Source organism: Streptomyces lothianensis (assembly GCF_047779955.1).
Lineage (GTDB): Bacteria > Actinomycetota > Actinomycetes > Streptomycetales > Streptomycetaceae > Streptomyces.
Map to the genome: position 1 here is coordinate 134,821 of NZ_JBLMKT010000029.1, position 25,274 is coordinate 160,094.

Annotated in this window: 11 protein-coding genes; 4 read left to right on the top strand and 7 right to left on the bottom strand. The window is 71.9% G+C overall.

What is annotated here, in order from left to right; all coding sequences use genetic code 11:
- Window positions 1–341: 341 nt before the first annotated feature.
- The 4 genes from ACLF6P_RS09625 to ACLF6P_RS09640 all read right to left on the bottom strand — a co-directional run bounded on the left by ACLF6P_RS09625 (window position 342) and on the right by ACLF6P_RS09640 (window position 19,002).
- The gene (locus ACLF6P_RS09625; RefSeq protein WP_415949486.1) at window positions 342–551 is read right to left on the bottom strand and encodes an MbtH family protein; all 210 of its coding nucleotides are present in this window, start codon (window positions 549–551) and stop codon (window positions 342–344) included.
- Window positions 548–16,363 carry an amino acid adenylation domain-containing protein gene (locus ACLF6P_RS09630; RefSeq protein WP_415949488.1) on the bottom strand — a complete coding sequence of 5,272 codons (15,816 nt, stop codon included), beginning with the start codon at window positions 16,361–16,363 and terminating at the stop codon, window positions 548–550. Before ACLF6P_RS09630 ends, ACLF6P_RS09625 begins: the two co-directional genes overlap by 4 nt.
- A 96-nt stretch (window positions 16,364–16,459) precedes the next feature.
- The gene (locus tag ACLF6P_RS09635) at window positions 16,460–17,443 is read right to left on the bottom strand and encodes an iron-siderophore ABC transporter substrate-binding protein (RefSeq protein ID WP_415949490.1); all 984 of its coding nucleotides are present in this window, start codon (window positions 17,441–17,443) and stop codon (window positions 16,460–16,462) included.
- A gap of 185 nt (window positions 17,444–17,628) precedes the next feature.
- Window positions 17,629–19,002: a lysine N(6)-hydroxylase/L-ornithine N(5)-oxygenase family protein gene (locus ACLF6P_RS09640; RefSeq protein WP_415949492.1), complete on the bottom strand. Its 1,374-nt coding sequence runs from the start codon at window positions 19,000–19,002 to the stop codon at window positions 17,629–17,631.
- Between the two features lie 12 nt (window positions 19,003–19,014).
- Here ACLF6P_RS09640 and ACLF6P_RS09645 point away from each other — a divergent pair, with 12 nt between their 5' ends.
- Together ACLF6P_RS09645 and ACLF6P_RS09650 are read left to right on the top strand one after the other, a co-directional pair.
- Complete coding sequence (locus ACLF6P_RS09645; RefSeq protein ID WP_415949494.1) at window positions 19,015–19,176, top strand: hypothetical protein; 162 nt, start codon at window positions 19,015–19,017, stop codon at window positions 19,174–19,176.
- 77 nt (window positions 19,177–19,253) lie between these two features.
- Window positions 19,254–20,201, top strand: a complete 948-nt coding sequence (locus ACLF6P_RS09650; RefSeq protein WP_415949496.1) for a methionyl-tRNA formyltransferase — start codon at window positions 19,254–19,256, stop codon at window positions 20,199–20,201.
- A gap of 120 nt (window positions 20,202–20,321) precedes the next feature.
- Here the strand turns inward: ACLF6P_RS09650 and ACLF6P_RS09655 are convergent, their stop codons facing one another.
- A complete protein-coding gene (locus ACLF6P_RS09655) occupies window positions 20,322–21,512 on the bottom strand; it encodes an acyl-CoA dehydrogenase family protein (protein ID WP_415949498.1) in 1,191 nt (396 codons plus the stop codon).
- Between the two features lie 178 nt (window positions 21,513–21,690).
- Here ACLF6P_RS09655 and ACLF6P_RS09660 point away from each other — a divergent pair, with 178 nt between their 5' ends.
- The gene (locus tag ACLF6P_RS09660; RefSeq protein WP_415949500.1) at window positions 21,691–22,179 is read left to right on the top strand and encodes a glutathione peroxidase; all 489 of its coding nucleotides are present in this window, start codon (window positions 21,691–21,693) and stop codon (window positions 22,177–22,179) included.
- A gap of 222 nt (window positions 22,180–22,401) precedes the next feature.
- On the opposite strand, the gene ACLF6P_RS09665 is transcribed toward ACLF6P_RS09660, so the two are convergent.
- Both ACLF6P_RS09665 and ACLF6P_RS09670 read right to left on the bottom strand, forming a co-directional pair.
- On the bottom strand, window positions 22,402–23,070 hold the full coding sequence (locus tag ACLF6P_RS09665; RefSeq protein ID WP_415949502.1) for a class I SAM-dependent methyltransferase: 669 nt from the start codon (window positions 23,068–23,070) through the stop codon (window positions 22,402–22,404).
- 131 nt (window positions 23,071–23,201) lie between these two features.
- A complete protein-coding gene (locus ACLF6P_RS09670) occupies window positions 23,202–24,428 on the bottom strand; it encodes an acyl-CoA dehydrogenase family protein (protein WP_415949504.1) in 1,227 nt (408 codons plus the stop codon).
- Between the two features lie 193 nt (window positions 24,429–24,621).
- Between ACLF6P_RS09670 and ACLF6P_RS09675 the strand changes: the two genes are divergently transcribed.
- Complete coding sequence (locus ACLF6P_RS09675) at window positions 24,622–25,266, top strand: TetR/AcrR family transcriptional regulator (RefSeq protein ID WP_415949506.1); 645 nt, start codon at window positions 24,622–24,624, stop codon at window positions 25,264–25,266.
- Window positions 25,267–25,274: the final 8 nt, after the last annotated feature.

Sequence of the window (25,274 nt, forward strand, 5' to 3'; positions counted from 1 at the left end):
CGGCTGATGCCCCCGACCCCATGCCGACGGCTGCCAAGTCCGGTCTTCCTTCGGGCCGCGGCACCGGCCGTACGATGCTGAGGCCCGGCCTGGCTTGGGCAATCGTCCTGCAGCCCATGGGACAGGCGTGGGTTGCCGCAGATCAGGTGCCTGTCGAGATGGTCGGGGACCTCCTTGTCCAGCATGGCTGCGTTCCGGCCAGTCGGGCGCGAACCCCTCCGGCCCGCCACTCGCCCGGGCGGGGCTCCCCGCCCCCCCACACACGTACAACCGCCCACAGCGCCGCCGCCCACGGGAACTGTCCCCGTGGGCGGCGGCGCTGTGGGCGGCGGCGGGCCGTCTCAGCCCTGTTGAGCCACCAGGCTCGCGGGGCGCAGGTCGGTCCAGTGGGACTCGACGTACGCGAGGCAGGCCTCGCGGGTGTCCTCGCCGAAGGCGGTGCGCCAGCCGGCCGGAACCTCCGCGAAGGACGGCCACAGCGAGTGCTGGTTCTCCTCGTTGACCAGGACCAGGAAACGGCCCTGCGGGTCCTCGAACGGGTTGGTGCTCATGATGCGTCGTCACTCCTCGTGGACGTTACGGTGAACAGCTCCGAGAGCGGCTGTCCGGGGTCGGCCGCGGCGGTCCGCAGCAGGGTCTGGAGTTCTTCGGTGAGCCGGCGGGCCTTCGCGGGGCCGAACAGCCGGTTCGCGTAGATGAGTTCGCAGTGCACGGGGCCGTCGCCCCGGGGCTCGTAGAAGCTCAGGGTCAGCTCGGCCCGGTCGGTGCCGGTGGGAACGGCGTGGAAGGAGCCCATGCCGCCCTCCAGTCCGTCGAGGTCCGCCTGTTCGTGGTGGATCACCATGACCTGCGGGCCCTCGGGCGGCAGTCCGGTCTCCCGGACGACCGCGTCGAAGGGCACGTCCTGCCGGTCGAGTGCGCCGAGCGTGGTCTCGCGCACCCGGGTCAGCAGTTCGGCGAAGTCCGGGTCGCCCGCCGTGTCCGTACGCAGGACGACGGTGTTGAGGAAGCAGCCGACCAGGTCGGCCAGCTGGTCGTCACCACGCCCGGCGACCATGGTGGCGATGGGCAGGTCGGTGCCCGCGCCGTGGGCGGTGAGCAGGGCCGCGAGCGCGGAGTGCAGCACCATGAACATGCTGGTGCCGGTGGTCCGGGCCAGTTCGTCCACGGCCGCGTGCAGCGGCTCGTCCAGGACGAAGCCCACGTAGTCCCCGCCCTCGGCGTCCGGGCGCGGGCCGTCGGCCGGGAGTTCCAGGCGCCGCGGGACGTCCCCGAGCGTCTGTCGCCAGTAGGCGAGCTGTCGGCCGCCGATGCTGTCCGGGTCGGTCAGGTCGCCGAGGACCTCGTGTGCCCAGCGCGTGTAGTCCGCGTAGGTCACGGGCAGCGGCTCCCAGTCGGGTGCCCGCCCCGCCGTGCGGCTCGCGTAGGCGTCGGTCAGGTCGCGGAACAGCGGGACGACCGACCACTCGTCCACCGCCAGGTAGTGCAGGGTCAGCAGGACGGCCTGACGGCCCTGGGGGTCCGTCAGGAGATGGGCCCGCAGCGGTGCCTCCTGGCCCAGGTCCGGGGTCCCGGCGGCGAGTTCCGCGAGCCGGGCGTCGAGGTCGGCGCACTGTTCGGACACGAGTGCCGGGGCCTGGACGGGCCGGTGCAGGAGCCTGCCGTCGTCCTCGGCGAACGCGGTCCGCAGCGGCTCGTGCCGCGCGACGACATCCGCGAGGGCCGCGGCGAGCGCGCCGGAGTCCAGACCGCCCGGCGCACGGAGCGCCAGCGCGTGGTCGAAGCCGGGTGCGCGCCGATGCGACTGCCACTGCCAGCGCTGTACGGGGGCGGCGGACGGCGGGGCGTCGGCGGCGCCGTCGGCATCCGTGCCGTCGGCATCCGTGGCGGGGCGCAGGGCCGGTCGGGCCGCCGCGGCGCCCTCCAGCTTGGCCGCCAGACCTGCGACGGTCAGGGCGTCGAAGACGTCCCGGATGCTCAGTTCCGCCCCGAACTCGGCACGGATGCGGCCGAGGAGCCGCATCGAGGCCATCGAGTGGCCGCCGAGGGCGAAGAAGTTGTCGTGCACGCCGACGCTGTCGAGCCTCAGGATCTCGCAGAACAGCTCGGCGAGGCGGGCCTGTGTGGCGTTGGCCGGGCGGGCGCCGCCGGTCATCGCCGACCAGTCCGGCACGGGCAGCGCCTTGCGGTCGAGCTTGCCGTTGGGTGTCAGCGGCAGCGGGCCGTCGAGTGCCACGACGAGCGCCGGAACCATGTACTCGGGCAGCAGCCCGGCCACATGGGCGCGCAGTTCCTGCGGGTCGAGCTCGCCGGCCTCCGGGACCGCGTAGCCGACCAGGCGCACGATGTCGCCGTCCCGGTCGGGCAGTACGGCCGACTGCGCCACCGACGGGTGCGAGGCGAGCGCCGCCTCGATCTCGCCGAGCTCGATCCGGAAGCCGCGCACCTTCACCTGGGTGTCGACGCGGCCGAGGAAGTCGAGGTTGCCGTCGGCGCCCCAGCGGGCACGGTCGCCAGTACGGTACATCCGGCTGCCGGGCGGACCGAACGGGTCGGCGAGGAACCGCTCCGAGGTCAGTCCGGCCTTGCCTAGGTAGCCGCGGGCCAGGCCGCGTCCGGCGACGTACAGCTCCCCCACGACGCCGGGCGGGACGGGCCTGAGGTGGTCGTCGAGCACGTAGCAGCGGGTGTTCGGGTCGGGCCGGCCGATGGGGGTCCGGCCGGACGGGCGGCCGCCGTGCTCGCGGGCGGGCCACAGCGTGGAGTTGACCGTCGCCTCGGTGAGTCCGTAGGCGCAGATCAGGTGGGCCGTGGCACCGAACCGCTCGAACAGGTCCGGCGGCACCGTCTCCGTGCCGACGAGTACGGTCGAGCCCTCCGGCAGTTCGCAGCCCGCGGGAAGGGCCGACACCAGCGACGGCGGCAGGATCATGTGGCTGATCCGCTGGTCCGCGAGGAAGTCGGTGAGCGCGGGGCCCGCGACGCGGGCCTCGTCCGTGATGAGGACGAGCCGCCCGCCGTGGCACAGTGCCATCGACACCTCGAAGACGAAGACGTCGAAGCCGATCGAGGCGAACTGCAGCACCCTGCTGTCGGCTTCCAGACCCATGCGGTCGACGGCGGTGGCGACCAGGCTGGAGATGCCCTCGTGCGGGACGACGACGCCCTTGGGACGGCCGGTCGAACCGGAGGTGTAGATCACGTACGCGGCCTGGTCGAGGCCGACGGGCCCGCCGTCCACCGGGGTGTGCGGGAGGCCGTCGAGCTCGGTGGCGGTCTGCGGCGCGTCGAGCAGCAGGACGGGCACGCCCGCCACCTGAGGCAGCTTGCCCGCGACCGGCTCGGTGCCGACCACGAGCGCCGCCCGGGAGTCCTCGATCATGTACGCGAGCCGGTCGGCCGGGTGGGCCAGGTCGAGCGGCAGGAACGCCGCACCCAGCTTGAGCGCCGCGAGCACCGTGGCGACCATGTCGGCCGAGCGGGGCACGGCCACGCCGACCACGCTCTCCGGACCGACACCGCGGGAGGCCAGGAGCCGGGCGATCCGGTTGGAGCGCTCGTCAAGCTGCGCGTACGTCACCGAACGGGCGTGGTCCACCACGGCGACCGCCTCCGGCCGCTCGGCCAGCCGCTGCGCGAACAGGGCCGGCAGGGTCTCCTCGGACACCTCACGGGGCAGGCCGTTGAAGTCCTCCAGGACCAGGTGGCGCTCGTCCGGGGTGAGGATCTCCGCCTGCGACAGGGGCCGGTCCGGGGCGGCGGCCAGGGCTGCGACCAGGGTGCGCAGCCGCTCACCGAGCCGCTCGGCGGTCTCCTGGTCGAAGAGCTCGGTGGCGAACTCCAGGCGGCAGACCAGGGATCCGGCGCCGCCGTCGGTGTCCGTGTGCCCCGGATCCGTGTGCCCCGGATCCGTGTGCCCCGGATCCGTGCGCTCCGTGAAGCTGAACACCAGATCGAACTTGGCCGAGCGGATGCGGAAGGGTACGTGGTCCACTTCGAGCCCGGCCAGTTCCAGCTCGTCGCCGGTGCGCGCGTGGTAGCCGACCATCACCTGGAACAGCGGGTTCCGTGACAGCGAACGGGTCGGGTTGAGCCGCTCCACGACCGATTCGAAGGGCACGTCGGCGTGCGAGAACGCGGCCAGATCGGTCTCGCGGACCCGGGCGAGCAGTTCGGTGAAGCTCGGGTCGCCGCTGAGGTCCGTACGGAGCACCAGGGTGTTGACGAAGAAGCCGACCAGATCGTCCAGCGCCTCGTCGGCGCGCCCGGCGATCGGCGAGCCGAGCGGGATGTCCGTACCGGCGCCCATGCGGTGCAGCAGTGCGGCGACGGCCGCGTGTACGACCATGAACATGCTGGCGCCGGTCTCGCGGGCCAGCCGCCTCAGCCCGTCATGGACGTGGGCGTCGAAGTCGATGTCCAGTTCGGCACCCGTGAACGCGGGCCGCGCGGGGCGGGGCCGGTCGGTGGGCAGCTCCAGCTCCTCGGGGGCGCCGTCGAGGACCGACTGCCAGTGGTCGAGCTGCCGGGCGGCCAGGCTGCCGGGGTCGGCGGGGTCGCCGAGCAGCTTCTGCTGCCACAGGGCGTAGTCGGCGTACTGGACGGGCAGCGGCTCCCAGCAGGGGGCCACCCCGGAGAGCCGGGCCTCGTAGGCGGTGGCCAGGTCCCGCAGGAACGGGCGGTCCGACCATTCGTCGGTGGTGATGTGGTGCAGGAGGATCACGACGACGTGGTCCTCGGGCGCCACCTCGATGACCGTGGCGCGCAGCGGGAGTTCGGCGGCCAGGTCGAAGGGGCGGTTGATCGCGGCGTCGACCAGGCCCGGCACCTCGTGCTCCGGGGCACGGACGTGTTCGACAGTCGGCCGTGCCTCCCGCACGGGCAGGACCCGCTGGTACGCCTGGCCGTCGCGCTCGGCGAAGACGGTGCGCAGGGCCTCGTGACGGGCCGTCACATCGGCGAGCGCGGTGGTCCAGGCCGCCAGGTCCAGGGTGCCGCGCAGGCGCATCACCAGGGGGAAGTTGTAGGCGGCCGAGGTGCACTCGATCTGCTGGATCACCCAGAGGCGCTGCTGGGCGTGCGAGAGCGGCAGCTCCTCGGGCCGCTCACCGGCCGTCAGGACGGCGCGGGCCGCGCCCCCGGCGCCGCTCGTGCGGCTCGCGCGCTCCACCAGCTCCGCGACGGTGGGCGCCTCGAAGAGGTCGCGGATCGCGAGTTCCGCGCCGAGCGCCGTGCGGGCCCGGCTGATGAGACGGGTGGCAAGCAGCGAATGACCGCCGAGCTCGAAGAAGTCGCTGTCGATGCCGACGCCGCCCTCCGGCAGGCCGAGCACCTCGGCGAAGAGCGCGCACAGCGTCTCCTCCTGCCCGGTGCGCGGCGCGCGGCTGGGGCCGGTGCCGGCGAAGTCCGGGGCGGGCAGGGCACGGACGTCGAGCTTGCCGTTGACCGTCAGCGGGAGGGTGTCCACGGTGACGAGCGCCGAGGGGACCATGTAGTCGGGCAAGGCGGCCTTGAGGTGCTCGCGCAGCCGCTGGAGGAGTTCCCCGCCGTCCTCTGCGCCTGCTTCCGCGGCTGCCTCGCCGCCCGCTTCCGCGCCTGCCCGGGCAGCCGCTGCCGCTCCGGCCTCGGGTGCCACGTAGCCGACCAGCCGCTTGGTGCCGGTGGACTCGTTGACGACGACGGCGGCGTGCGCGACCTCGGGGTGGGCCGACAGGGCCGCGGCGATCTCGCCGAGTTCGATGCGGTAGCCGCGGATCTTGACCTGGTCGTCGGTGCGTCCGAGGAAGTCGAGCAGGCCGTCGGGCCGCTGCCGCACGAGGTCTCCGGTCCGGTACATCCGCTCGCCCGGCTGTCCGAACGGGTCGGCGACGAACCGCTCGGCGCTCAGTCCGGGCCGGTCGTGGTAGCCGCGGGCCAGGCCGGTGCCGGCGATGTACAGCTCACCGGGGCAGCCCGGCGGGACGGGCCGCAGCATCGTGTCGAGGACGTAGGCGCGGGTGTTGCGGATCGGCACGCCGACCGTGGATGTCGCGCTGTCGGTGGTGGAGCCGCCGAGGGTGTTGATCGTGTACTCGGTCGGCCCGTACAGGTTGTAGCCGTAGGTGCCCTCGGTGCGGCGCAGCTTGGTCCACACCGTCTCGGGGACGGCCTCGCCGCCGAGCAGGACGAGCGCGGGCCGGTGCTTGCCTGCCGCCTCGTCGCGGTCGAGCAGGCCCTCCTCGATGAGGAGCTGGGCGTAGGTGGGCGTCACGTTGACCACGTCGACGCGGTGGGTGTCGCAGTAGGCGACCAGGGCCTCGGCGTCCCGGCGGAGTTGCTCGTCGCAGACGTGGACCTCGTGGCCCTCCACGAGCCAGAGCAGCTCCTCCCAGGACATGTCGAAGGCGAAGGAGACGGTGTGCGCGATGCGCAGCCGTCGGCCGCCGGCCGAGTCGATCGCCGGGTCGAAGATCTCCTTCTGGTGGTTGAGCTGCATGTTCGTCAGACCCCGGTAGGGGGTGACGACGCCCTTGGGTCGGCCGGTGGAGCCGGAGGTGTAGATGACGTACGCCGGGTGCTCCAGGCGGTCCGGCACGTCGTGCGCGAACGCGGGACGCTCGGCGTCGGTGATCTCGCCGCCGGGCAGCGCGGCCAGCTCGGCGGCCACGGCCTCGTCGTCCAGGAGGAGTTCGGGGGCGACGGAACCCTCGGGGCCGCGCAGGCTCGGGGCGACGGCCGTGGTGGAGACGAGGCACAGCGGTCCGGTGTCCTCGGCCATGAGGCGCAGCCGGTCCGCCGGATGGTCGAGGTCGAGCGGCAGATAGGCGGCGCCGGTGCGCAGCACGGCGAACAGCGCGGCGACCATGTCGGTGGAGCGCGGCAGCGCGAGCGCGACGGTCTTCTCCGGGCCCGCGCCCCGGGCGAGCAGCAGCCGGGCGAGCCGGTTGATGTGCGCGTCGAGTTCCGCGTACGTCAGGGAGCGCTCGCCGAACACCAGGGCCACCGCGTCCGGGGTACGCGCGACCTGGGCGGACAGCATGTCCGCGATCGTCTCGTTCGGCACCGGCTCCCGGCTGCCCGCCCACTCGGCGGCGAGGCTCTCGCGCTCGCCGGGCAGCAGCAGGTCGAGTGCTCCGGTGCGGGCGTCCAGGTCGCCGATGAGGCGTTCCACGAGGGCGGCGAAGCGGCCGAGGGTGGCGGTGGCCCGCTCGTCCTCGATCAGGTCGGGCCGGTACTCCAGCTTGACCTGCACGGTCTCGGCCGGGTTGACGATCAGCGTCATCGGGTAGTGGGTGGCGTCCACGCTGCCCACACCGCTGATGCCGTGCCGTTCGGTCAGCTCGCGGAAGGCGCCCTCGTCCGCGAAGTTCTGCAGCACGTACAGCGTGTCGAACAGGGTCGGATGGCCGCCCGCGCGCTGGAGCTCGGCCAGCCCCAGGTACTCGTGGTCCATCAGCGCGACCCGCTCCGACTGGATACGGCGCAGCAGCTCGCCGACCGGCTCGGCGGGGTCGAGGGTGATCCGCTGGGGCACGGTGTTGAGGAACATGCCGATGGTGCTGTCGGCCCCGGGCACGTCCGCGGGGCGTCCGGCGACGGTGGCGCCGAAGACGATGTCGTCGCGGCCGACGGCACTGGACAGCACGAGCGCCCACGCGGCGGACAGCACCGCGTTGATGGTGAGGCCGTGTTCGCGGGCGGAGGTCCGCAGCCGCTCGCTGAGCGGGCGGCCCAGGCTCAGGCTGCGCCTGCGGGGGATGGTCGGTTCCACGCCGCGCTCGCGGGCGACGAGGGTCGGCTCGTCGAGGCCGGCGAGTGCGCGGCCCCAGGTGGCGCGGGCCGCGTCGAAGTCCTGCCGGGCGAGCCAGCCCAGATAGTCCCGGTAGGTGCCGGGGGTCTGAAGCGCGCTGTCGTCCCCGGCGGCCGCGTACAGCTCCAGGAGCTCGCCGAGGAAGAGGGACTGCGACCAGCCGTCCCAGGCGACGAGGTGGTGGCTGAGCATCAGCCGGTCGGTGGTGTCGGTGAGCCGGATCAGGGTGAGCCGGAACAGCGGGGGTGCAGCCAGGTCGAAGCGCCGGTGCCGGTCGGCCTCGGATATCTCGGCGAGCCGGGCGCTGCGGCCGGCTTCGTCGAGGCCGGTCAGGTCGACCTCGGTCAGCGGTACGGGGAGCTCGTCGGCCGCGCAGACGAACTGGACGGGTTCGGGCAGGCCGTCGCTGGTGATGCCCGCGCACAGGCTGGGGTGGCGGCGCAGCAGTGCGGCACAGGCGGCGCGCAGCCGGTCGGCGTCGAGGCGGCGGTCGAAGTCGAAGGTGTCCTGGGCGGTGTAGACGTCCAGGGCGCCGGTGTCGTAGCTGGCGTGGAAGTGGATGCCCTCCTGCAGCGGCGAGAGCGGCCAGATATCGGCCACCGGTGCCGGGCTGACCCGCTCGACCAGGTCGATGCCGGCCTGGGTGAGGTCGACCAGTGGCACGTCCGACGGGGTGAGGGAGGGGCGGACGCCGGGGCCGGCGGTCCGGGCGACGAGCTCGCGCAGGGCCTCGGCCCAGGCGCGGCCCAGGGCGTGCACCTCGTCCTCGGTCAGCGCCTCGCCGTCCGCCCAGGTCCAGGTGGCCCGCAGTTCGGGGCCCTCGGGGGTGTCCGCGCAGACGGCGTTGATCTGGAGGGGATACGGCATGGCGAGGTCGGCGTCGGGTTCGACGGCGAGCGCGTCGGACTCGACGGCGGGCGCCCAGTCGCTCCGCTGCTCGGCGGGCAGCCGGCCGAAGTAGTTGAACAGGACCTGGGCCGTGGACAGTTGGGCGAACACCGGGGCGAGCTGCGGGTTGAGGTAGCGCAGCATGCCGTATCCGGCGCCGGAGTCGGGGGCGGACCGAACGGACTCCTTGACCTGCTTGAGCGCGTCGAGGGGGTCGGCGGCGGCGGGCAGGCGAACCGGGTGGAGGCTGGTGAACCAGCCCACGGTGCGGGAGAGGTCGGCGTCGGTGGCGTCGCGGCCGTGGCGCTCCAGGTCGACGAGCAGGTCACCGTCGACCGGCTGGGCGTCGCCGTTCCCGACCGTACGCCGGCTGGTCACGGCGAGCCGCAGCGCGGCGAGCAGCACCTCGGTGACGTCCGCGCCCGCCGCCGCGGGCACGGCGGTGAGCAGGGCCGTGGTCTCCTCGACGGGAAGCGTGACCACGTGCTCACGCGCCGCACCGGCCGTTCCGGTGCGGGTGGCACCGGGCAGCAGCTCGGCGCCGGGCGCCAGAGTCCTGGCCCAGTAGGGAAGTTCGGCCTGACGCTGCGGCGAAGTGGCCTGCTCCGCCACGTCCCGCGCGAAGCGCCGCAGGGAGGTCGGCACCGGTTCGAGTACCGGTTCCTGTCCGCGGTCGACGGCGTCCCAGGCGGCGGCGAGGTCGCCGAGGAGCACCCGCCAGGACACTCCGTCGATGACGAGATGGTGGACGACGAGGAGCAGGCGTCCGGGCCGCTCGGCTCCCGCGTCGAACCACACGGCCTGCAACGTCACACCGTCGTCGGGCGCGAGCCGGTCCGCGGCTGCATCGGACTCCGCGGCGATCGCCGCCCGCAGGCCCGCCTCGTCGAGGCCGGTCACGTCGGCGCGCCGCAGCAGGGCGGCCGCGTCGAGCGACCCCGCGGCCGTGGTCTGCGCCGACCACAGGGCGGGGACGGCCGGTCCGAGGTCCATACGGGTGAGGGTCAGGCGCAGTCCGTCGTGGTGGTCGAGGACGGTCTGCAGGACCCGCGTCAGCTTCCCGGTGTCGGCTCCGGCGGGCGCCTGGAGCAGCATGGAGAGGTTGAAGCGGCCGATCGGGCCGCCGTCCTCGCGGAGCTGGTGGACGATCGGCAGCAGCGGAATGTCACCCACGCCGTCGGAGTCCGCCACGACCGCCGGGGCGGTCTGCGCGGAACCGGCGACGGCGGCCGCGAGAGCGGCCGGGGTCCGGTGCTCGAAGACGTCCTTCGGGGTCACCTGGATCCCCGCCCTGCGGGCGCGGCTGGAGACCGACATGGACAGGATGCTGTCGCCGCCGAGGACGAAGAAGTCCTCGTCCGGCTCGACTCCGTCGATGCCGAGCACGTCGGCGAACACCGCGCAGAGCCGTGCTTCGCAGCCCTCACGGGAGTCGTCGGAGCCGTTGGAGTCGCGCCCCGGGCGCCTGCGGACCTCGGGAGCGGGCAGCACCGCGTGGTCCGTCTTGCCGCCCGGTGTGAGCGGCAGCGCGTCGAGCCGGACGAAGTGGCTGGGCACGAGCGGCGCGGGCAGCGAGCCGCTCAGCGCCTCGCGCACGGCCTCGGTGTCCAACTCTCCCGCTCCGACGGCCGGCACCACGTAGGCAACCAGCTGCTTGACGCCCCGCTCGTCGTCACGTGCCACGACGACCGCGTCGCCGACCTTCGGCTGCTCGCGCAGCCGCGCCTCGATTTCCCCGGGCTCCACCCGGTTCCCCCTGATCTTGACCTGGTGGTCGGTGCGCCCGAGATACGTGAGCACACCGTCCCCACCGAACTGAACCATGTCTCCGGTGCGGTACATCCGCGCGCCCGGTCCGCCGAACGGATCGGCGACGAATCGCTCCGCGGTGAGCGCGGTGCGTCCGTGATATCCGCGGGCCAGCTGTCCGCCCGCGATGTAGAGCTCGCCCGGCTCGCCCGCCGCCACCGGGCGCAGACAGCCGTCGAGCACGCGCAGCCCCGTGTTCCACACCGGCTGCCCGATGGGCACCGTGCCCTCGTCTTCGGCGACGGGGCCCGCTTCCCAGCTCGTGACCTGGATGGTGGCCTCGGTGGGGCCGTACACGTTGAACAGCGGTACCCCGGTGCGCTCGTGCCAGCGTCGGGCCAGCGGTGCAGGCAGGGCCTCGCCGCCGCTGAAGGCGCGGCGCAGGCCGGCCCACCACTCCCCCGCCTCGCCACCGTCGTCCTCGGCGAGGAGCGCCCCGTAGAGGGACGGTACGAGATCCACGCCGGTGACCCGCTCGCGGCGGATCAGGTCGATCAGGTACGCCGGGTCGCGGTGCCCATCGGGACGGGCGATCACCACGGTGCCGCCCGCGGTCAGCGGGGCGAAGATCTCAAGGACGGAGGGGTCGAAGGCGGCCGAGTACTGGTGCAGCACCCGTTCGCCGGGGCCGTATCCGAAGTGTTCGACGGTCCAGGCGAGCTGGCCGACGACCGCGCGGTGCGGGACGACGACGCCCTTGGGGCGGCCCGTGGACCCGGAGGTGTAGATCACGTACGCGGCGGCATCCGGATGCACCGGCGCGGAGCCCGCGCCGTCGACACCGACACCGGCACCAGCACCAGCACCAGCACCAGCACCAGCACCACTGTCCTCGCCGAGCACCAGGTGAGCCACACCGTCGAGTTCGGGCAGCCGGGTACGGGACTCGGCGGTGACGACGACGGTCCGCGCCCCGGAGTCCTCGAGCAGATACCGCACCCGGTCCGCCGGGTAGTCCACGTCGACGGGAACGTAGGCCGCACCGGCCTTGAGCACGCCGATCAGGGCCACGACGGTCTCGGCGGAGCGGGGCACGGCGACGGCCACGAGCGAATCGGGCGTCACGCCGTGGGCGAGCAGCCGCCCGGCCAGCGCGTCGGCGCGCGCGTCGAGTTCGGCGTAGGTGACCGGCCCCGCCTCGTCGACGAGCGCGGTCGCGTCCGGGGTGCGGCGGGCCTGTCGGGAGAAGGCCGCGTGCACGGTGTCGCCGGGCAGCTCACGGTCGGCGCCGGACAGCCGGGCGAGGGTGTCGCGCTGTACGTCGGCGGTGGTCAGGGGCAGTTGGGCCACCGGCCGCAGCGGGTCGGTCACCAGCTGGTCGAGCAGGCCGCGCAGTCGTCCGGCGAAGCGGCGGGCCGACTGATCGTCGAGCCGTGCGGTGTCGTGGTCCAGGCGCAGCCGGAGTCCGTCGCCGGGCAGGACGGTCAGGGCCAGCGGGTAGTGAACGGCGTCCTGGACGTGCGAGCCGGTGATCCGTACCAGGCCTGCCGGGTCCGTGAGTTCGCCCGCCCCGGGCAGGTTCTCCACGACGGCGAGGGCCTCGAACAGTTCGCCGCGGCCGATGGCGCGCTGGATCGGGGCAAGCCCGGCGTGCTGGTGGTCGAGGAGGTCGGCCTGTTCGTCCTGGAAGCGTGCGAGGACGTCGGCGAGCGACTGCTCGGGCTGCCAGCGCAGGCGGGCCGGGAGGGTGTTGATGAGGAGGCCGACAAGGGTCTCGACGCCTTCGACCGCCGCCTGACGGCCGGAGACGGTGCTGCCGAACACGACGTCGCGGGTGCCGGTGAGGTCGCCGAGCAGGAGTCCGAAGCAGCCCTGGACGACGCTGCCGAGCGTGAGCCCCAGCCCGCGGGCGCGCGCGGTGAGCGCGGCGGTGTCCGCGGTGGACAGCTCGACGGTGACGGTGCCGCTCCGGTGCTCGCCGCAGACATCCGTACGCACCGGAAGCCTGGCCGGGCCGTCGAAGCCGGCGAGGGCCTCGCGCCAGGCGTCAAGCGCGCCCTCGGTGTCCTGGGCCGCGAGCCAGGCGGCGTACGACCGGTACGTCATGTCCTGCTGAGTACCGTCCTGAATGCCGTCCTGAATGCCGTCCTGCAGGTCGCCCTGGGCCGCCGCGGGTTCGGCGCCCGGACGGTAGCCGTCCAGGAGCTCGCGCATGATGAGCGAGACCGACCAGCCGTCCACGACGATGTGGTGGAGCGTGAGCACCAGCTGCGAGCGCTCGGCGCCGTGGCGGATCAGCGCGGCGCGCAGCAGGGGCGGTACGGCCAGGTCGAAGCCCGCCGCCCGTTCCTCGGCGGCGATCGCCCGGGCGGCCGCCGTCCGGTTCGCGGCGTCCTGTCCGGACAGGTCGGTGAACCGCCAGGGCAGGGTGACCTGCTCGCCGACGAGCTGCAGGATCCGGCCGTCGGCCGTCTGGTGGAAGGCGGCGCGCAGCAGCGGGTGCCGGTCCAGGAGGGCCTGTACGGCGGCGCGCAGCGCCTCGGGGTCGACGTCCCCGGTCAGTTCGAGGGTGTCCTGTACGGCGTAGCCGTCCGCGCCCGAGTCGTCGACGGCGGCGTGGAAGTAGAAGCCCTCCTGGAGCGGGGTGGCCGGTACGGCGTCCATGAGCCCGGGTACGGCGGCGGCGCATTCGGCGCGCTCGACTTCCGTGAGCCCGGCCCGGGAGAAGGGCGCCGGGAGCGAGGCGCGCTCCTGGCGGGTGCCGCGTTCCACCTTGCGCGGACCGTGCTCCGCGTCGCCGGCGAGCCGCGCGAGCGCGGCCACCGTGCGGGCCCGGAACACATCGCGCGGGGTGAGGGCGAATCCGGCCTCGCAGGCGCGGTTGACGAGCTGGATCGCGACAATGCTGTCGCCACCCAGCTCGAAGAAGCTGTCGTGGACGCCCACCGAGTCGAGACCCAGCAGGTCGGCGAAGAGCCCGGCGAGGGCGGTCTCGGCCTCGGTGGTGGGGGCCTCGTCGCCGCCCATGGCCGTCCACCGGGGCTCGGGCAGGGCGCGGCTGTCGAGCTTGCCGTTGGGTGTCAGCGGCAGCGGACCGTCCAGGCGGACGACGGCGGATGGGACCATGTGGTCCGGCAGGGTGTCCGCGATCTTGGCGCGGGCCTCGGAGACGGCGGTCTCGGCGTCCGTGTCCTTGCCGGAACCGCTGTCGTCCTTGCCGGAACCGCTCTGAGCGACGAGGTAGGCGACGACCCGCTTGACGTTCCGGTGGTCCGCACGGACCAGGACGGCGGCCTGGGCGATGCCGGGGCAGGCCATGAAGGCGCTCTCGATCTCGCCGGGCTCGATGCGGTGCCCGCGGATCTTGATCTGGCCGTCCGCGCGGCCCAGGAACTCCAGGTTCCCGTCGGCGCCCCAGCGCACGCGGTCACCGGTCCGGTACATGCGTGCGCCGGGCCCGGCGAACGGGTCGGCGACGAAACGCTCGGAGGTGAGCGGCAGCCTGCCCAGGTAGCCGCGCGCGAGCCCGCGTCCGCCCACGTACAGCTCGCCCTCGGCGCCGACCGGGACCGGCCGCAGGGCCGAGTCGAGCACGTAGGCGCGGGTGTTGGGGTCGGGGCGGCCGATCGGCGCGGGGCCCGGCCGGTCGGGGTCGCCCAGCCACAGGGTGGAGTTGACGGTCGCCTCGGTGAGTCCGTAGGCGACGACGACCTGGAGCCGGCCGGCCCAGCGGGCGATCAGCTCGCTGGGCACGGCCTCGGTGCCGACGATCAGGACGGCACCCTCGGGCAGTTCGCATTCCTGCGGCAGGGCCGAGACGAGCGACGGCGGCAGGATCATATGGGTGGCGCGGTGCTGTGCGATGTAGTCGGTCAGGGCGGGCCCGGCGACGCGCCGCTCGGTGGGGACGAGGATGATCCGTCCGCCCACGCACAGCGACATGATCAGGTCCCACACCGTCACATCGAAGCCGACGGAGGCGAACTGCACGACGCGGCTCTCCGCGGTGATGCCGATGCGCTCGGTGGCGGTGGCGATGAGGCTGCCGACGCCGTCGTGCGGGACCACGACACCCTTGGGACGGCCGGTGGAACCCGAGGTGTAGATGACGTACGCGGCCGAGTCCGTCGCGACCTGCACGGCCAGGTCGCCGGCGTCCTGGGCGGCGCACTCTTCGCTCAGGGCCGGATCGTCGAGGACGAGGCGTGTGACGCCCGGGGCGTCCGGGAGGTCGGCGGCCAGCTCGCTCGTGGTCACGAGTGTCCGGGCGCCGGCGTCGTCGAGCATGTAGGCGATGCGGTCCTGCGGGTGGTCGGCGTCCAGCGGCAGATAGGCCGCGCCCGCCTTCATCACGGCCAGCAGGCAGACCACGAGCTCCGGGGAGCGCGGCAGCGCCACGGCGACGATGTCCTCGCCGCCGACGCCCCGGGCGGCGAGCACCCGGGCGAGGCGGTTCGCGGCGGCGTTGAGTTCCGTGTACGTCAGCTCCCTGTCCTCGTACACGAGGGCGACGGCGTCCGGGGTGCTGCGTACCCGCCGCTCGAAGGCGGCGGGCCAGGACAGCTCGGGCGCCTCGCAGGGCGAGAGGGCGAAGTCCTCGAGCAGGAGGGCGCGTTCGTCGGGCGAGGTCAGTTCGAGGCGGGCGACGGGGCGGGAGAGGTCCTCGGCGAGTGCGTCGAGAAGCGTGAGGAACCGCTTCTCGTGCGCGGCCAGGACCGCCTCGTCGCACACGTCGGCGTCGGCGTCGAGATCGACGCGCAGGCCGTCACCGACCCGGGCTTCGCCGATGGTGATCGCGAGGTCGCTGACGGGACCGGCCCAGAGAGGGACGAGTTCGGCGCCGAGTGCGCCGAAGCGGAGCCCGTCGGGCCGGGGCAGCACGTTGACGGTGGGGCCGACGAGCTCCTGCACTCCGTCGCTGAGCCCCAGCTCGCGGGCCAGGTCCTCGGCGCGGAAACGGCTGTGGGCCACGGCGCCGGCGATCGCGTCGCGGACCTCGGCGACCAGCTGCGTGCCGCTCATGCCGGGGCGGACGGCCAGGCGCAGCGGGAGGATGTTGGACAGCATGCCGGGGATCCGTGCGGTCGCGGGGTCCCGGCGGGTGGTGACGGGCAGTCCGAGCACCAGGTCCTGCTCGCCGGTGGTGCGGTGCACGTAGGCGGCGACGGCGGCGACCAGCAGACGGGAGGGGCGCACGCCCGCCTCGGACGCGGCGCGCTGGATCCGGGCGACGAGTCCGTCCGGGAGTTCGACCGTGCGGCGGATCCGGCGCCTGGTCAGGGCCGTCGACCGTTCGGCGAGCCGTACGGGCTCGGGACGGTCGGCCATCCGCTCCAGCCAGTACGCGCGGTCCTCGGCGTACTGCTCACCGGCGCGGTAGTCCGTATCGGCGTCGACCAGCCGCCGCAGCGACCAGTCGGGGGCGTCGGGCGCGGCCTTGCCGTGGGTGTAGAGCTCACCGGCCCGCCGGGAGATCTCGGCGATACCGACGCCGTCGACGACGATGTGGTGGTACCGCTGGCACCACCACACACGGTCGTCCGCGAGACGCAGCAGCGCGTGCCGGTGGAGCGGGCCCGCGCCGAGGTCGCAGGGATGCTCCCGGTCGTCCGCGGCCCAGGCGGCCGCCGCCGCTTCCGGCTCGGGCTCCTGGCGGAGGTCGACGAGCTCGACCTCCGCCCGGGCGGGGGTGGGCACCTGGCGCGGCGCGACGCCGTCGGTGACGATCCGCACGTGCAGGCTCTCGGCTTCCCCGACAGCCTGCCGGACGGCGGCCGCCAGCCGCTCCAGGTCGGCATCACCGTGCAGGTCGAGGACGAACGAGACGTTGTACGCCGAGCTGTCCGGCTCGATCTGCTGGGCGAGCCAGATGCCGGATTGCCCGCCGGTGACGGGTATGCCGGCAGCGGTCGTCCGGTCCGACTCGGCGTCAAACATCGTGCGTGTGGCCCTTCCCTGGTGATGCGTCAGTGGTGCGGAGTTCGAGCGTGTTGGTGGACCCGCGCCCGGGGCCGAGCGCCTACCAACACGCTCTTACTTGATGGCCGTCAGGAGCGGCTCGACCTCGTCGATTGCGTACGGGATCGACAGGACCGTGTTGAACGAGAGCGCGGCACCGATGTCCGGGCTGTCGTAGGGCAGGAACAGGTCCCGCTTCTCCTGGTGGACCTTGGTCTTGCGGTACAGCGGGTCGGCCTTCATGGCCTGCTCGGTCTCGGGGGTGCCGAGCCACACCGTGCGGTCGGCCTCCATGACGTCGAGGCGCTCGAAGCTGAGGTCGGCGATGTTCTCCTTGCCGAGGGCGCCGCGGTACTTCTCGGAGGTCGTGAAGCCCATTTCCTGAAGGAAGATGACCTTCGGGTCCTTGGGGGAGAACGCCGAGAACTTGCCGGGCTCGTAGGGCTCGCCGACGGCGACGGTCATGCCCTTCCACTCCGGGTGCTTGTCGCGTACGGCCTCGAAGCGGGCGTCGATGTCCGCGATCAGCTTGTCGCTCTCGGCGGACCTGCCGAGCGCCTTGCCGATCTGCTGGGTCATCACCTGCCAGGGCGCCTGGTAGTCCTCGTGACCCTTGGGCTGCGCGACCACCTTGGCGATCTTGGAGAGCGTGTCGTACTGCTCCTTCTTCATGCCCGAGTACTGCGCGATGATCAGATCCGGATCGAGCGCCGCGATCTTCTCCACGTTGTACTCGTCACGCTCGCCCACGATCTCCGGCGTGTTTGAACCCCACAGATCCTTCGTCCACGGCCACTTGCCGTACGGATCCTCCTTGAACCAGTCCACCGCGCCGACCGGCTTCACGCCCAGCGCCAGCACCGCGTCCTGGTCCGAGAGCCCCAGCGTGACGACCTTCTTCGGCTCCGCCTCGATCGTCGTGCTGCCGTACTTGTGCTCCACCGTCACCGGGAAGGCGGCCGAGTCGGCGCCTTCCGTGCCCGACGGCTTCGACTCGCTCTTCTCCGCGCCACCCCCACAGGCGGACAGCGCGAGCGCCGCCGCCGCGGCGACGGCCACGCGCGGAATCTGTCTGACCCACCGCGACAGCGCGGGGCGTGTACCAAGGGACACGAGAGTTCCTTTCACGGGGACTTCACGGGGTGTGCCGGCCCGCCGACTGCGGCGGGCCGGCGGGCCGGGCGTGGGGGGGGCTTGACTCGGAGGCGCTCGCAGGGAGCGTCCGCGGCCGTCGGCGGGGAGTTCTAGCGGACCGAGCCGATCCGGTCGCCGGCCGGCTCGGAACGGGCGCCGTCGGGCTCGGACGTGTCCGCCTGGGGCGCCGACCTGCGGTCGAGGACCGAGTCGAGGATCTCGCCGACCCGGATCGCCGTGTTGGACAGCAGCGAGGAGGTGATGCCGTGGGTGTGCTCGGTGCCGCCCTGGAGGTAGATGCCGCAGCGCAGTTCGGGGTCGGTGGTGACGCGGTAGTCGCGCTCGACATGGACCCGGCCCTCTTCGTCGCGGTGGCAGCGCTCCGAGACCTGCCCGAGCAGGCCCAGGGCGTCGGCCTGGCCGTAGCCGGTGGCGAAGACCACGACGTCGGCGTCCAGGTGGCTCTCCTCGCCGGTCACCAGGGAGGTGACGGTGGCCCGTACCCCGTCCTCGGTCTCCTCGGCCCCGGTGAGGCGGGAGACGTTGATGAAGCGGAGCCGCTCGGTGCCGAGCACCTTCTCCCGGTACGCCTCGCGGTACAGGTCGTCGATCAGGTCGATGTCCACGACGGAGTAGTTGGTGTTGCCGTGGTACTCCATCAGCTTGCGCTTGACGTCGTCGGGGGCCGTGAAGTAGTCATCGACCGCGGCGGGGTCGAAGATACGGTTGGCGAAGCCGCTGTCGTCGGCGGGGCTGTAGCCATAGCGTGAGAAGACCGCGCAGACCTCGGCCTCAGGGAAGCGGCGGTGCAGGTACGCCACGTTCTCGGCGGCGCTCTGGCCGGCGCCGACGACGACGAAGCGCTTGGGGTCGGTGCCTTCGAGGCCGTCGACCTTGGACAGCAGGTCCGAGTTGTGCCACAGCCGCTCGGTGCGCTCGATGCCCTCCGGCATCAGGGGCCGCAGCCCGGTACCGATGACGACGTTGCGGGCGCGGTGGACGACGGTCTCCGTCCCGGCGCGGGAGGTGACGTCGAGGTACTCGATCACCCCGTCGTTCACGACGGGCTCGACGGAGATGACCTCGTGGCCGTAGGAGACCATGTCGTCGACCTTGGCCGCCGCCCACTCGAAGTAGTCGTGGAACTCGACCCGCAGCGGGAAGAGGTTCTTGTGGTTGACGAAGTCGATCAGCCGGTCCTTGCTCTGCAGATAGCAGAGGAAGCTGTACTCACTGGCCGGATTGCGGAGCGTCACCAGGTCCTTGAGGAAGGACACCTGCATCGTCGCGTCGTCGATCAGCATGCCCCGGTGCCAGCCGAAGCTCGGCTGGCGCTCGAAGAAGTGGGCGGTGACCGCCTCCTGCCTGCCGACGCGGGCGTTGTGCTCGCTGAGCGCTATCGCCATGGCCACATTGGACGGCCCGAAGCCGATACCTATGAGGTCGTGGACCAGAGGTGCGTCGCCAGGAAGAACCTGAGACATGTCACTCCCATCGTGCGGGACAGCCGCCTGTCAGGCGTGGATGAAAAAGAACAAGACGCCGAGCCCGCCGTTGACCACGGCCAGCTGAACTTAGGTAAAGCTAACCTGACCTGGGCCTCGCTGTCGACAGGGCAAAACGGACAGGCGGTGAATCATGACCCCGAACGGGCCTGAAATCACCGCCCGTTGCACCATTAGGTAAGGCTTGCTTTACTAATCCGAGTTCAGTCGCTCTTCTGAGGAGGAACCCCATGCGGGTCGTCATGTTCGGTTACCAGACCTGGGGCCACCGCACCCTGCAAGCACTCCTGGACTCCGAACACGACGTGGTCACGGTCGTCACCCACCCCAGGAGCGACCACGCCTACGAGAAGATCTGGAGCGACTCGGTCGCCGAGCTCGCCGAGGAGCACGGCATCCCCGTGATCATCCGCAACCGGCCCGACGACGAGGAGCTCTTCCAGCTCCTCAAGGAGGCCGATCCGGACATCATCGTGGCCAACAACTGGCGCACCTGGATCCCGCCCCGCATCTATGGTCTCCCCCGCCACGGCACCCTGAACATCCACGACTCACTGCTGCCGAAGTACGCCGGCTTCTCCCCGCTGATCTGGGCCCTGATCAACGGAGAACCGGAGGTCGGCGTCACCGCCCACATGATGGACGAGGTCCTCGACGCCGGGGACATCGTCGACCAGCGCGCGGTACCGGTGGGCCCCGCCGACACGACCACCGACCTGTTCCACAAGACCGTGGACCTCATCGCCCCCGTCACGATCGGCGCCCTGGCCCGGATCGCCGCGGGGGAAACCGAGTTCACGAAGCAGGACCGCTCCCAGGCCAGCTTCTTCCACAAGCGGGCCGAGGAGGACATCCGGATCAACTGGGACTGGCCGGCCGAGGACCTGGAGCGCCTCGTCCGCGCCCAGTCGGCCCCGTACCCGAGTGCCTTCGCCTTCCACAAGGGCAAGCGCCTGGAGATCGTGACCGCGGTCGTCTCGGAGGGCCGCTACGGCGGCACGCCGGGCCGCATCTTCTACCGGGAGGGCGAGGGCGTGGTGATCGTCGCCGGCGCCGACGCCCGCACCGGCCGCAATCACGGCCTCGCCGTCACCCGGGTACGCACCGAGGACGGCCGCGAACTGCCCGCCACCGAGTACTTCACCTCCATGGGCGGCTACCTCACCAGCCGCCCCTGACGGCCGGCAGACCCCGGTCGCGGGATACGTCCGAGCCCCGGGCACACGGCCGGCACCGTCGCCCCCTGGGATCGGCTTCCGGCCGAGGGCTGACATGATGAGGCATCCGTCAGCACACGGTCATCGCCGTACGCGGGGCATCCCCAGGCCGATCCAGGAGATGATCTCCCGCTGGATCTCGTTGTTGCCGCCGCCGAAGGTGAAGATCACGGCGCTGCGGTAGCCGCGTTCCAGTTCGCCGTGCAGGACCGCGCCCGCCGAGCCTTCCTTGATGGGGCCGGCCGAGCCGGTCACCTCCATCAGCCAGGCGTACGCGTCGCGGCGCGCCTCGGAGCCGTAGACCTTCACGGCGGAGGCGTCCTGGGGGGTGAGGGTGCCGTTCTGTACGGCGTTCACCATCTGCCAGTTGAGGAGCTTCATCGCGTCGAGCCTGGTGTGAGTCATGGCGAGCCGCTTCTGCACCCAGCCGAGGTCGAGTACGCGGCGGCCGTCGGCGAGCTTGGTCCGCTCGGCCCATTGCTGCACGTTGTGCAGGGCGCGGATCGCCATCGTGCCGTGTGCGGCGAGGGTGACCCGTTCGTGGTTGAGCTGGTTGGTGATGAGCCGCCAGCCCTTGTTCTCGGCGCCGACGCGACGGCTCGCCGGCACCCGGATGTTCTCGTAGTAGCTGGCGGTCGTGTCGTGCGAGGCGAGGGTGTTGATGAGGGTGCAGGAGTAGCCGGGGTCGCTCGTCGGCACGAGCAGCATGGTGATGCCCTTGTGCGGCGGGGCGTCGGGGTCGGTCCGCACGGCCAGCCACACCCAGTCGGCGGTGTCGCCGTTGGTCGTCCAGATCTTCTGCCCGTTCACCGTGTAGTGCCCGGTCTCCTCGTCGCCCTCGCGCACCGCGCGGGTCTTCAGCGCGGCGAGGTCCGTGCCGGCGTCCGGTTCGCTGTAGCCGATCGCGAAGTCGATCTCGCCGGAGAGGATCTTCGGCAGGAAGAAGTCCTTCTGCTCCTCGGTGCCGAACTGCATGATCGTCGGCCCGACGGTGTTCAGGGCCATCAGCGGCAGCGGCACACCGGCCTGCGCGGCCTCGTCGAAGAAGATGAACTGTTCCATGGGACTGAGACCGCGCCCGCCGTACTCCTTGGGCCAGCCCACGCCCAGCCAGCCGTCGGCACCGAGCCTGCGCACGGTCCGCCGGTAGAACTCCTTCTGCTCGGCCGGGTCCCCGTAGCGGGCATAGGCGTTGTCCGGCACCAACTCGGCGAAGTACGCACGCAGCTCGGTGCGCAACTGCTGCTGCTCGGGCGTGTATTCGAGGTGCACGGCCCCTCCTGGCTCTGGCTGAGCTTGCTGCTGACCTTGGCGGCGCACACAGTAGAACTTGTTCCAGTAATGCGGAAGACGCGCACCGCCACGGACCGGCGAATCGCGCTGCGTAGGATGCCTGCAGCGCGTCCTCAGCCCGTGATCGCGCGTATTCAGCCCAGGATTTGGAGCCGCGATGAGCCTGTACGACATCCCGCTGCGCACGCTTTCCGGCGCGGACACCTCCCTCGCCGAGCACAAGGGCAAGGTGGCCCTGCTCGTGAACGTGGCCTCGCGCTGCGGACTCACCCCGCAGTACGAGGGCCTGGAGCGCCTCCAGAAGCGCTACGCGGAGCGCGGTTTCACGGTCATAGGCGCCCCCTGCAACCAGTTCGGCGCGCAGGAGCCGGGCACCGCAGAGGAGATCGAGACCTTCTGCTCGACGACGTACGGCGTCACTTTCCCGCTCCTGGAGAAGCTCGACGTCAACGGCGCGTCCCAGCACCCGCTGTACGCGGAGCTGACACGGACGGCGGACGCGGAGGGCGAGGCGGGCGACATCCAGTGGAACTTCGAGAAGTTCCTGATCGGCCCGTCCGGCGAGGTCCTGGGCCGCTTCCGCCCCCGCACCGAGCCGGAGGCCGGGGAGATGACGGCCGCGATCGAGGCCGCACTGCCCGCCTGATCGAGGCCGCACTGCCCGCCTGACCGTCCCGGCACCGAAGGCGCCCGACCCCGAGGGGTGGGTGCCTTCGCCTCGGCGGCACAGCCGAAGTCGGCGGCTCGCAGGCAACCGATGCGTCGCCATCACGTCTTCCGGGGCAGCGACGCCGGCTTCGAGAGGGAACGGTGATGACCACGCCCACGCCCACCAAGTGCCCCATCTGCAACGGACCGATGCCCTGCCTCAAGCACTTCGCAGCCGGGCGGGCTTGCGAAAGCTCAGGTAGGCCTGATCGGTCCGTTCGGCGAACTCGCCTTCCGTGTCGCGCCGCTCGACCATCCGCGCCCGCTCCTCGAAGCCGGCCTCGGTCAGCAGTCCGGCCATCGCCTCCGGTGTGCGGCGGTGGAAGGTGAGGTCGAATTCGTAGCCCCAGGCCTCGGTCATACGGAAGGGTTCCTCGCCGATCTGGAAGCCCAGGAGCAGCGGCGAGCCCGGCTTCAGCACTCGGCGGAAGCCGGCGAAGACGCCCGGCAGGTCCTCCCAGGGAACGTGGATCGTCGAGTACCAGGCGAGCAGCGCACCCACGGAGCCGTCGGCGAGGTCGAGGTCCGTCATCGAGCCCTCGGTGAAGCGGAGGCCGGGGTGGTTCGTGCGGGCGACGGCCAGCATGCCGGGCGAGAGGTCGATGCCGAAGGCGTCGAGGCCGCGCTCGGCGAGGTAGGCGGTGACGCGGCCCGTACCGCAGCCGATGTCGGCCACGGGGCCGCGCCCGCGCGCGAGTTCGGCGAAGGTGTCGAGCGCGGCGCGCATGAACGGCTTCGCCGCCAGCTCATCCTTCCACCGGCGGTCACACTCGTCGGCGAGGAGGTCGTACGAGGTTCTGGTGGAGGCAAGGTATGCGGCGTCGGTCATGGCACCGCAGCCTAGAGGGAGGGGCGTCCGGCGGATCGCGCCGGGCGGCCCTTGGCAGCCGGACAAGGCAGACAAGGGTGGATGTTTCACGTGCAACATTCACCCTTATCTGCGGATTGTCGTACTGATGCTCAGCGGATGGGCATGCCCGCCAGTGTGCGCGCGATGACCAGGCGCTGGATCTCGCTCGTGCCCTCGAAGATGGTGTAGATCGCCGCATCGCGGTGCATCCGCTCCACCGGGTACTCCCGCGTGAAGCCGTTGCCGCCGAGGATCTGGATCGCCTGGGCGGTGACCTTCTTGGCCGTCTCGCTCGCGTAGAGCTTCGACATCGAGCCCTCGGCGCTCTCGAACTTCTTGCCCGTGGTCGCCATCCAGGACGCCCGCCATACGAGCAGCCGCGCCGCGTCGATCTGGGTGCGCATGTCGGCGAGTTGGAAGGCGACGCCCTGGTTGTCGATGATCGGGCGGCCGAACTGCGAGCGGGTCCTGGCGTATTCGAGGGCTTCCTCGTACGCGGCACGGGCGGTGCCCACCGCCATCGCGCCGACCGCGGGACGCGAGGCCTCGAAGGTGGCCATCGCCGCGTTCTTCACGCGCTCGCCACCGCTCTTGGCGCGCTCACGGGCGCGGGCGAGGCGCTCGTCGAGCTTGTCCTTGCCGCCGAGCAGGCAGTGGCCGGGCACCCGGACGTCCTCGAGGACGACCTCGGCGGTGTGCGAGGCGCGGATGCCGTGCTTCTTGAACTTCTGACCCTGGGAAAGGCCGGGGGTGTCCGGGGGCACGATGAACGAGGCGTGCCCCTTGGAGCCCAGCTCGGGGTCGACGACCGCGACGACGACATGGACGTTGGCGATGCCGCCGTTGGTCGCCCAGGTCTTGGTGCCGTTCAGGACCCACTCGTCCTTGGCCTCGTCGTAGACGGCGCGGGTGCGCATCGCGGCGACGTCCGAGCCGGCATCGGGTTCGGAGGAGCAGAAGGCCGCGACCTTCACGTCATTCGCATCGCCGTACATCTGCGGGACCCAGGTGCCGATCTGCTCCTCGGTGCCGTTGGCGAGGACGCCTACGGCCGCGAGGCCCGTGCCGACGATGGACAGGGCGATGCCCGCGTCACCCCAGAACAGCTCCTCCATCGTCATCGGGATGCCGAGGCCGCTCGGGTCGAAGAACTGCTGGGCGTAGAAGTCGAGCGAGTAGATCCCGAGCTTCGCGGCCTCCTGGATGACGGGCCAGGGTGTCTCCTCGCGCTCGTCCCACTCGGCGGCCGCGGGGCGGATCACATCGGCGGCGAAACCGTGGAGCCAGTCCCTGACCTCCTTCTGCTCGTCGTTCAGCTCCATGGTGAACTCGGCCATGACCCCTCCAGCACTGCGCCGCCCAAGACTGCGCCGACCAACCGTGTGTACGGAAAATTTGTTACTTGCGGTAACGAGAGTCTGTTACTCGTGAGTAAGGCCTGTCAACCTCCGGTGGCCGGTTCGATGCCGGAGCGGCGCGGGGTTTAACGTTGCGCATGCGTCACCGAATCTGCACGGGCGGGGAGTAACCATGGACACCACGGGCCGGACCGATCAAGAACGGTCGGCCGACCGTCGCCGCCGTGAACTGCTCGAAGCGGCCGACCGGGTCGTGCTGCGGGACGGGCCCGGGGCGTCGATGAACGCCATCGCCGCGGAGGCCGGCATCACCAAGCCGATCCTGTACCGGCACTTCGGCGACAAGGGCGGGCTCTACCGCGCCCTTGCCGTACGGCATACGGACGCGCTGCTCGACGCGCTGCGGGCCGCGCTGGACGCGCCCGCGGAGCGGCGGGAGCGGGTCGAGGCGACGCTGGACACGTATCTCGCCGCGATCGAGACGAATCCGCAGGTCTACCGGTTCCTGATGCACCCCGCCGAGGGCTCGGCCCCCGGCGACGCCGGCTTCGACGTGGGGCTCCACTCCGCGCCGCTGCTGCGACGGCTCGGCGAGGAACTGGCCAAGGTGATCGAGGAGCGGGTGGATCTCGGGCCCGGGAGTGCGCGGCTCGCGCGGGTCTGGGGGCATGGGATCGTCGGCATGATGCATGCGGCTGGGGACTGGTGGCTGGGTGAGCGGCCGTGCGAGCGGGCAGAACTGGTCCGCAGCCTCACGGATCTGCTGTGGGGGCGGCTCGCCGCGGCCGGAAACCGGGCCGACGGGCCCGGCTTCTGAGAAGCTTC

What these genes read in the sequence shown, in the direction of transcription:
- ACLF6P_RS09625 (WP_415949486.1), bottom strand. Translation starts at nt 551, where the DNA reads ATGAGCACCAACCCGTTCGAGGACCCGCAGGGCCGTTTCCTGGTCCTG.
- ACLF6P_RS09630 (WP_415949488.1), bottom strand. Translation starts at nt 16,363, where the DNA reads ATGTTTGACGCCGAGTCGGACCGGACGACCGCTGCCGGCATACCCGTC.
- ACLF6P_RS09640 (WP_415949492.1), bottom strand. Translation starts at nt 19,002, where the DNA reads ATGTCTCAGGTTCTTCCTGGCGACGCACCTCTGGTCCACGACCTCATA.
- ACLF6P_RS09650 (WP_415949496.1), top strand. Translation starts at nt 19,254, where the DNA reads ATGCGGGTCGTCATGTTCGGTTACCAGACCTGGGGCCACCGCACCCTG.
- ACLF6P_RS09660 (WP_415949500.1), top strand. Translation starts at nt 21,691, where the DNA reads ATGAGCCTGTACGACATCCCGCTGCGCACGCTTTCCGGCGCGGACACC.
- ACLF6P_RS09665 (WP_415949502.1), bottom strand. Translation starts at nt 23,070, where the DNA reads ATGACCGACGCCGCATACCTTGCCTCCACCAGAACCTCGTACGACCTC.
- ACLF6P_RS09670 (WP_415949504.1), bottom strand. Translation starts at nt 24,428, where the DNA reads ATGGCCGAGTTCACCATGGAGCTGAACGACGAGCAGAAGGAGGTCAGG.
- ACLF6P_RS09675 (WP_415949506.1), top strand. Translation starts at nt 24,622, where the DNA reads ATGGACACCACGGGCCGGACCGATCAAGAACGGTCGGCCGACCGTCGC.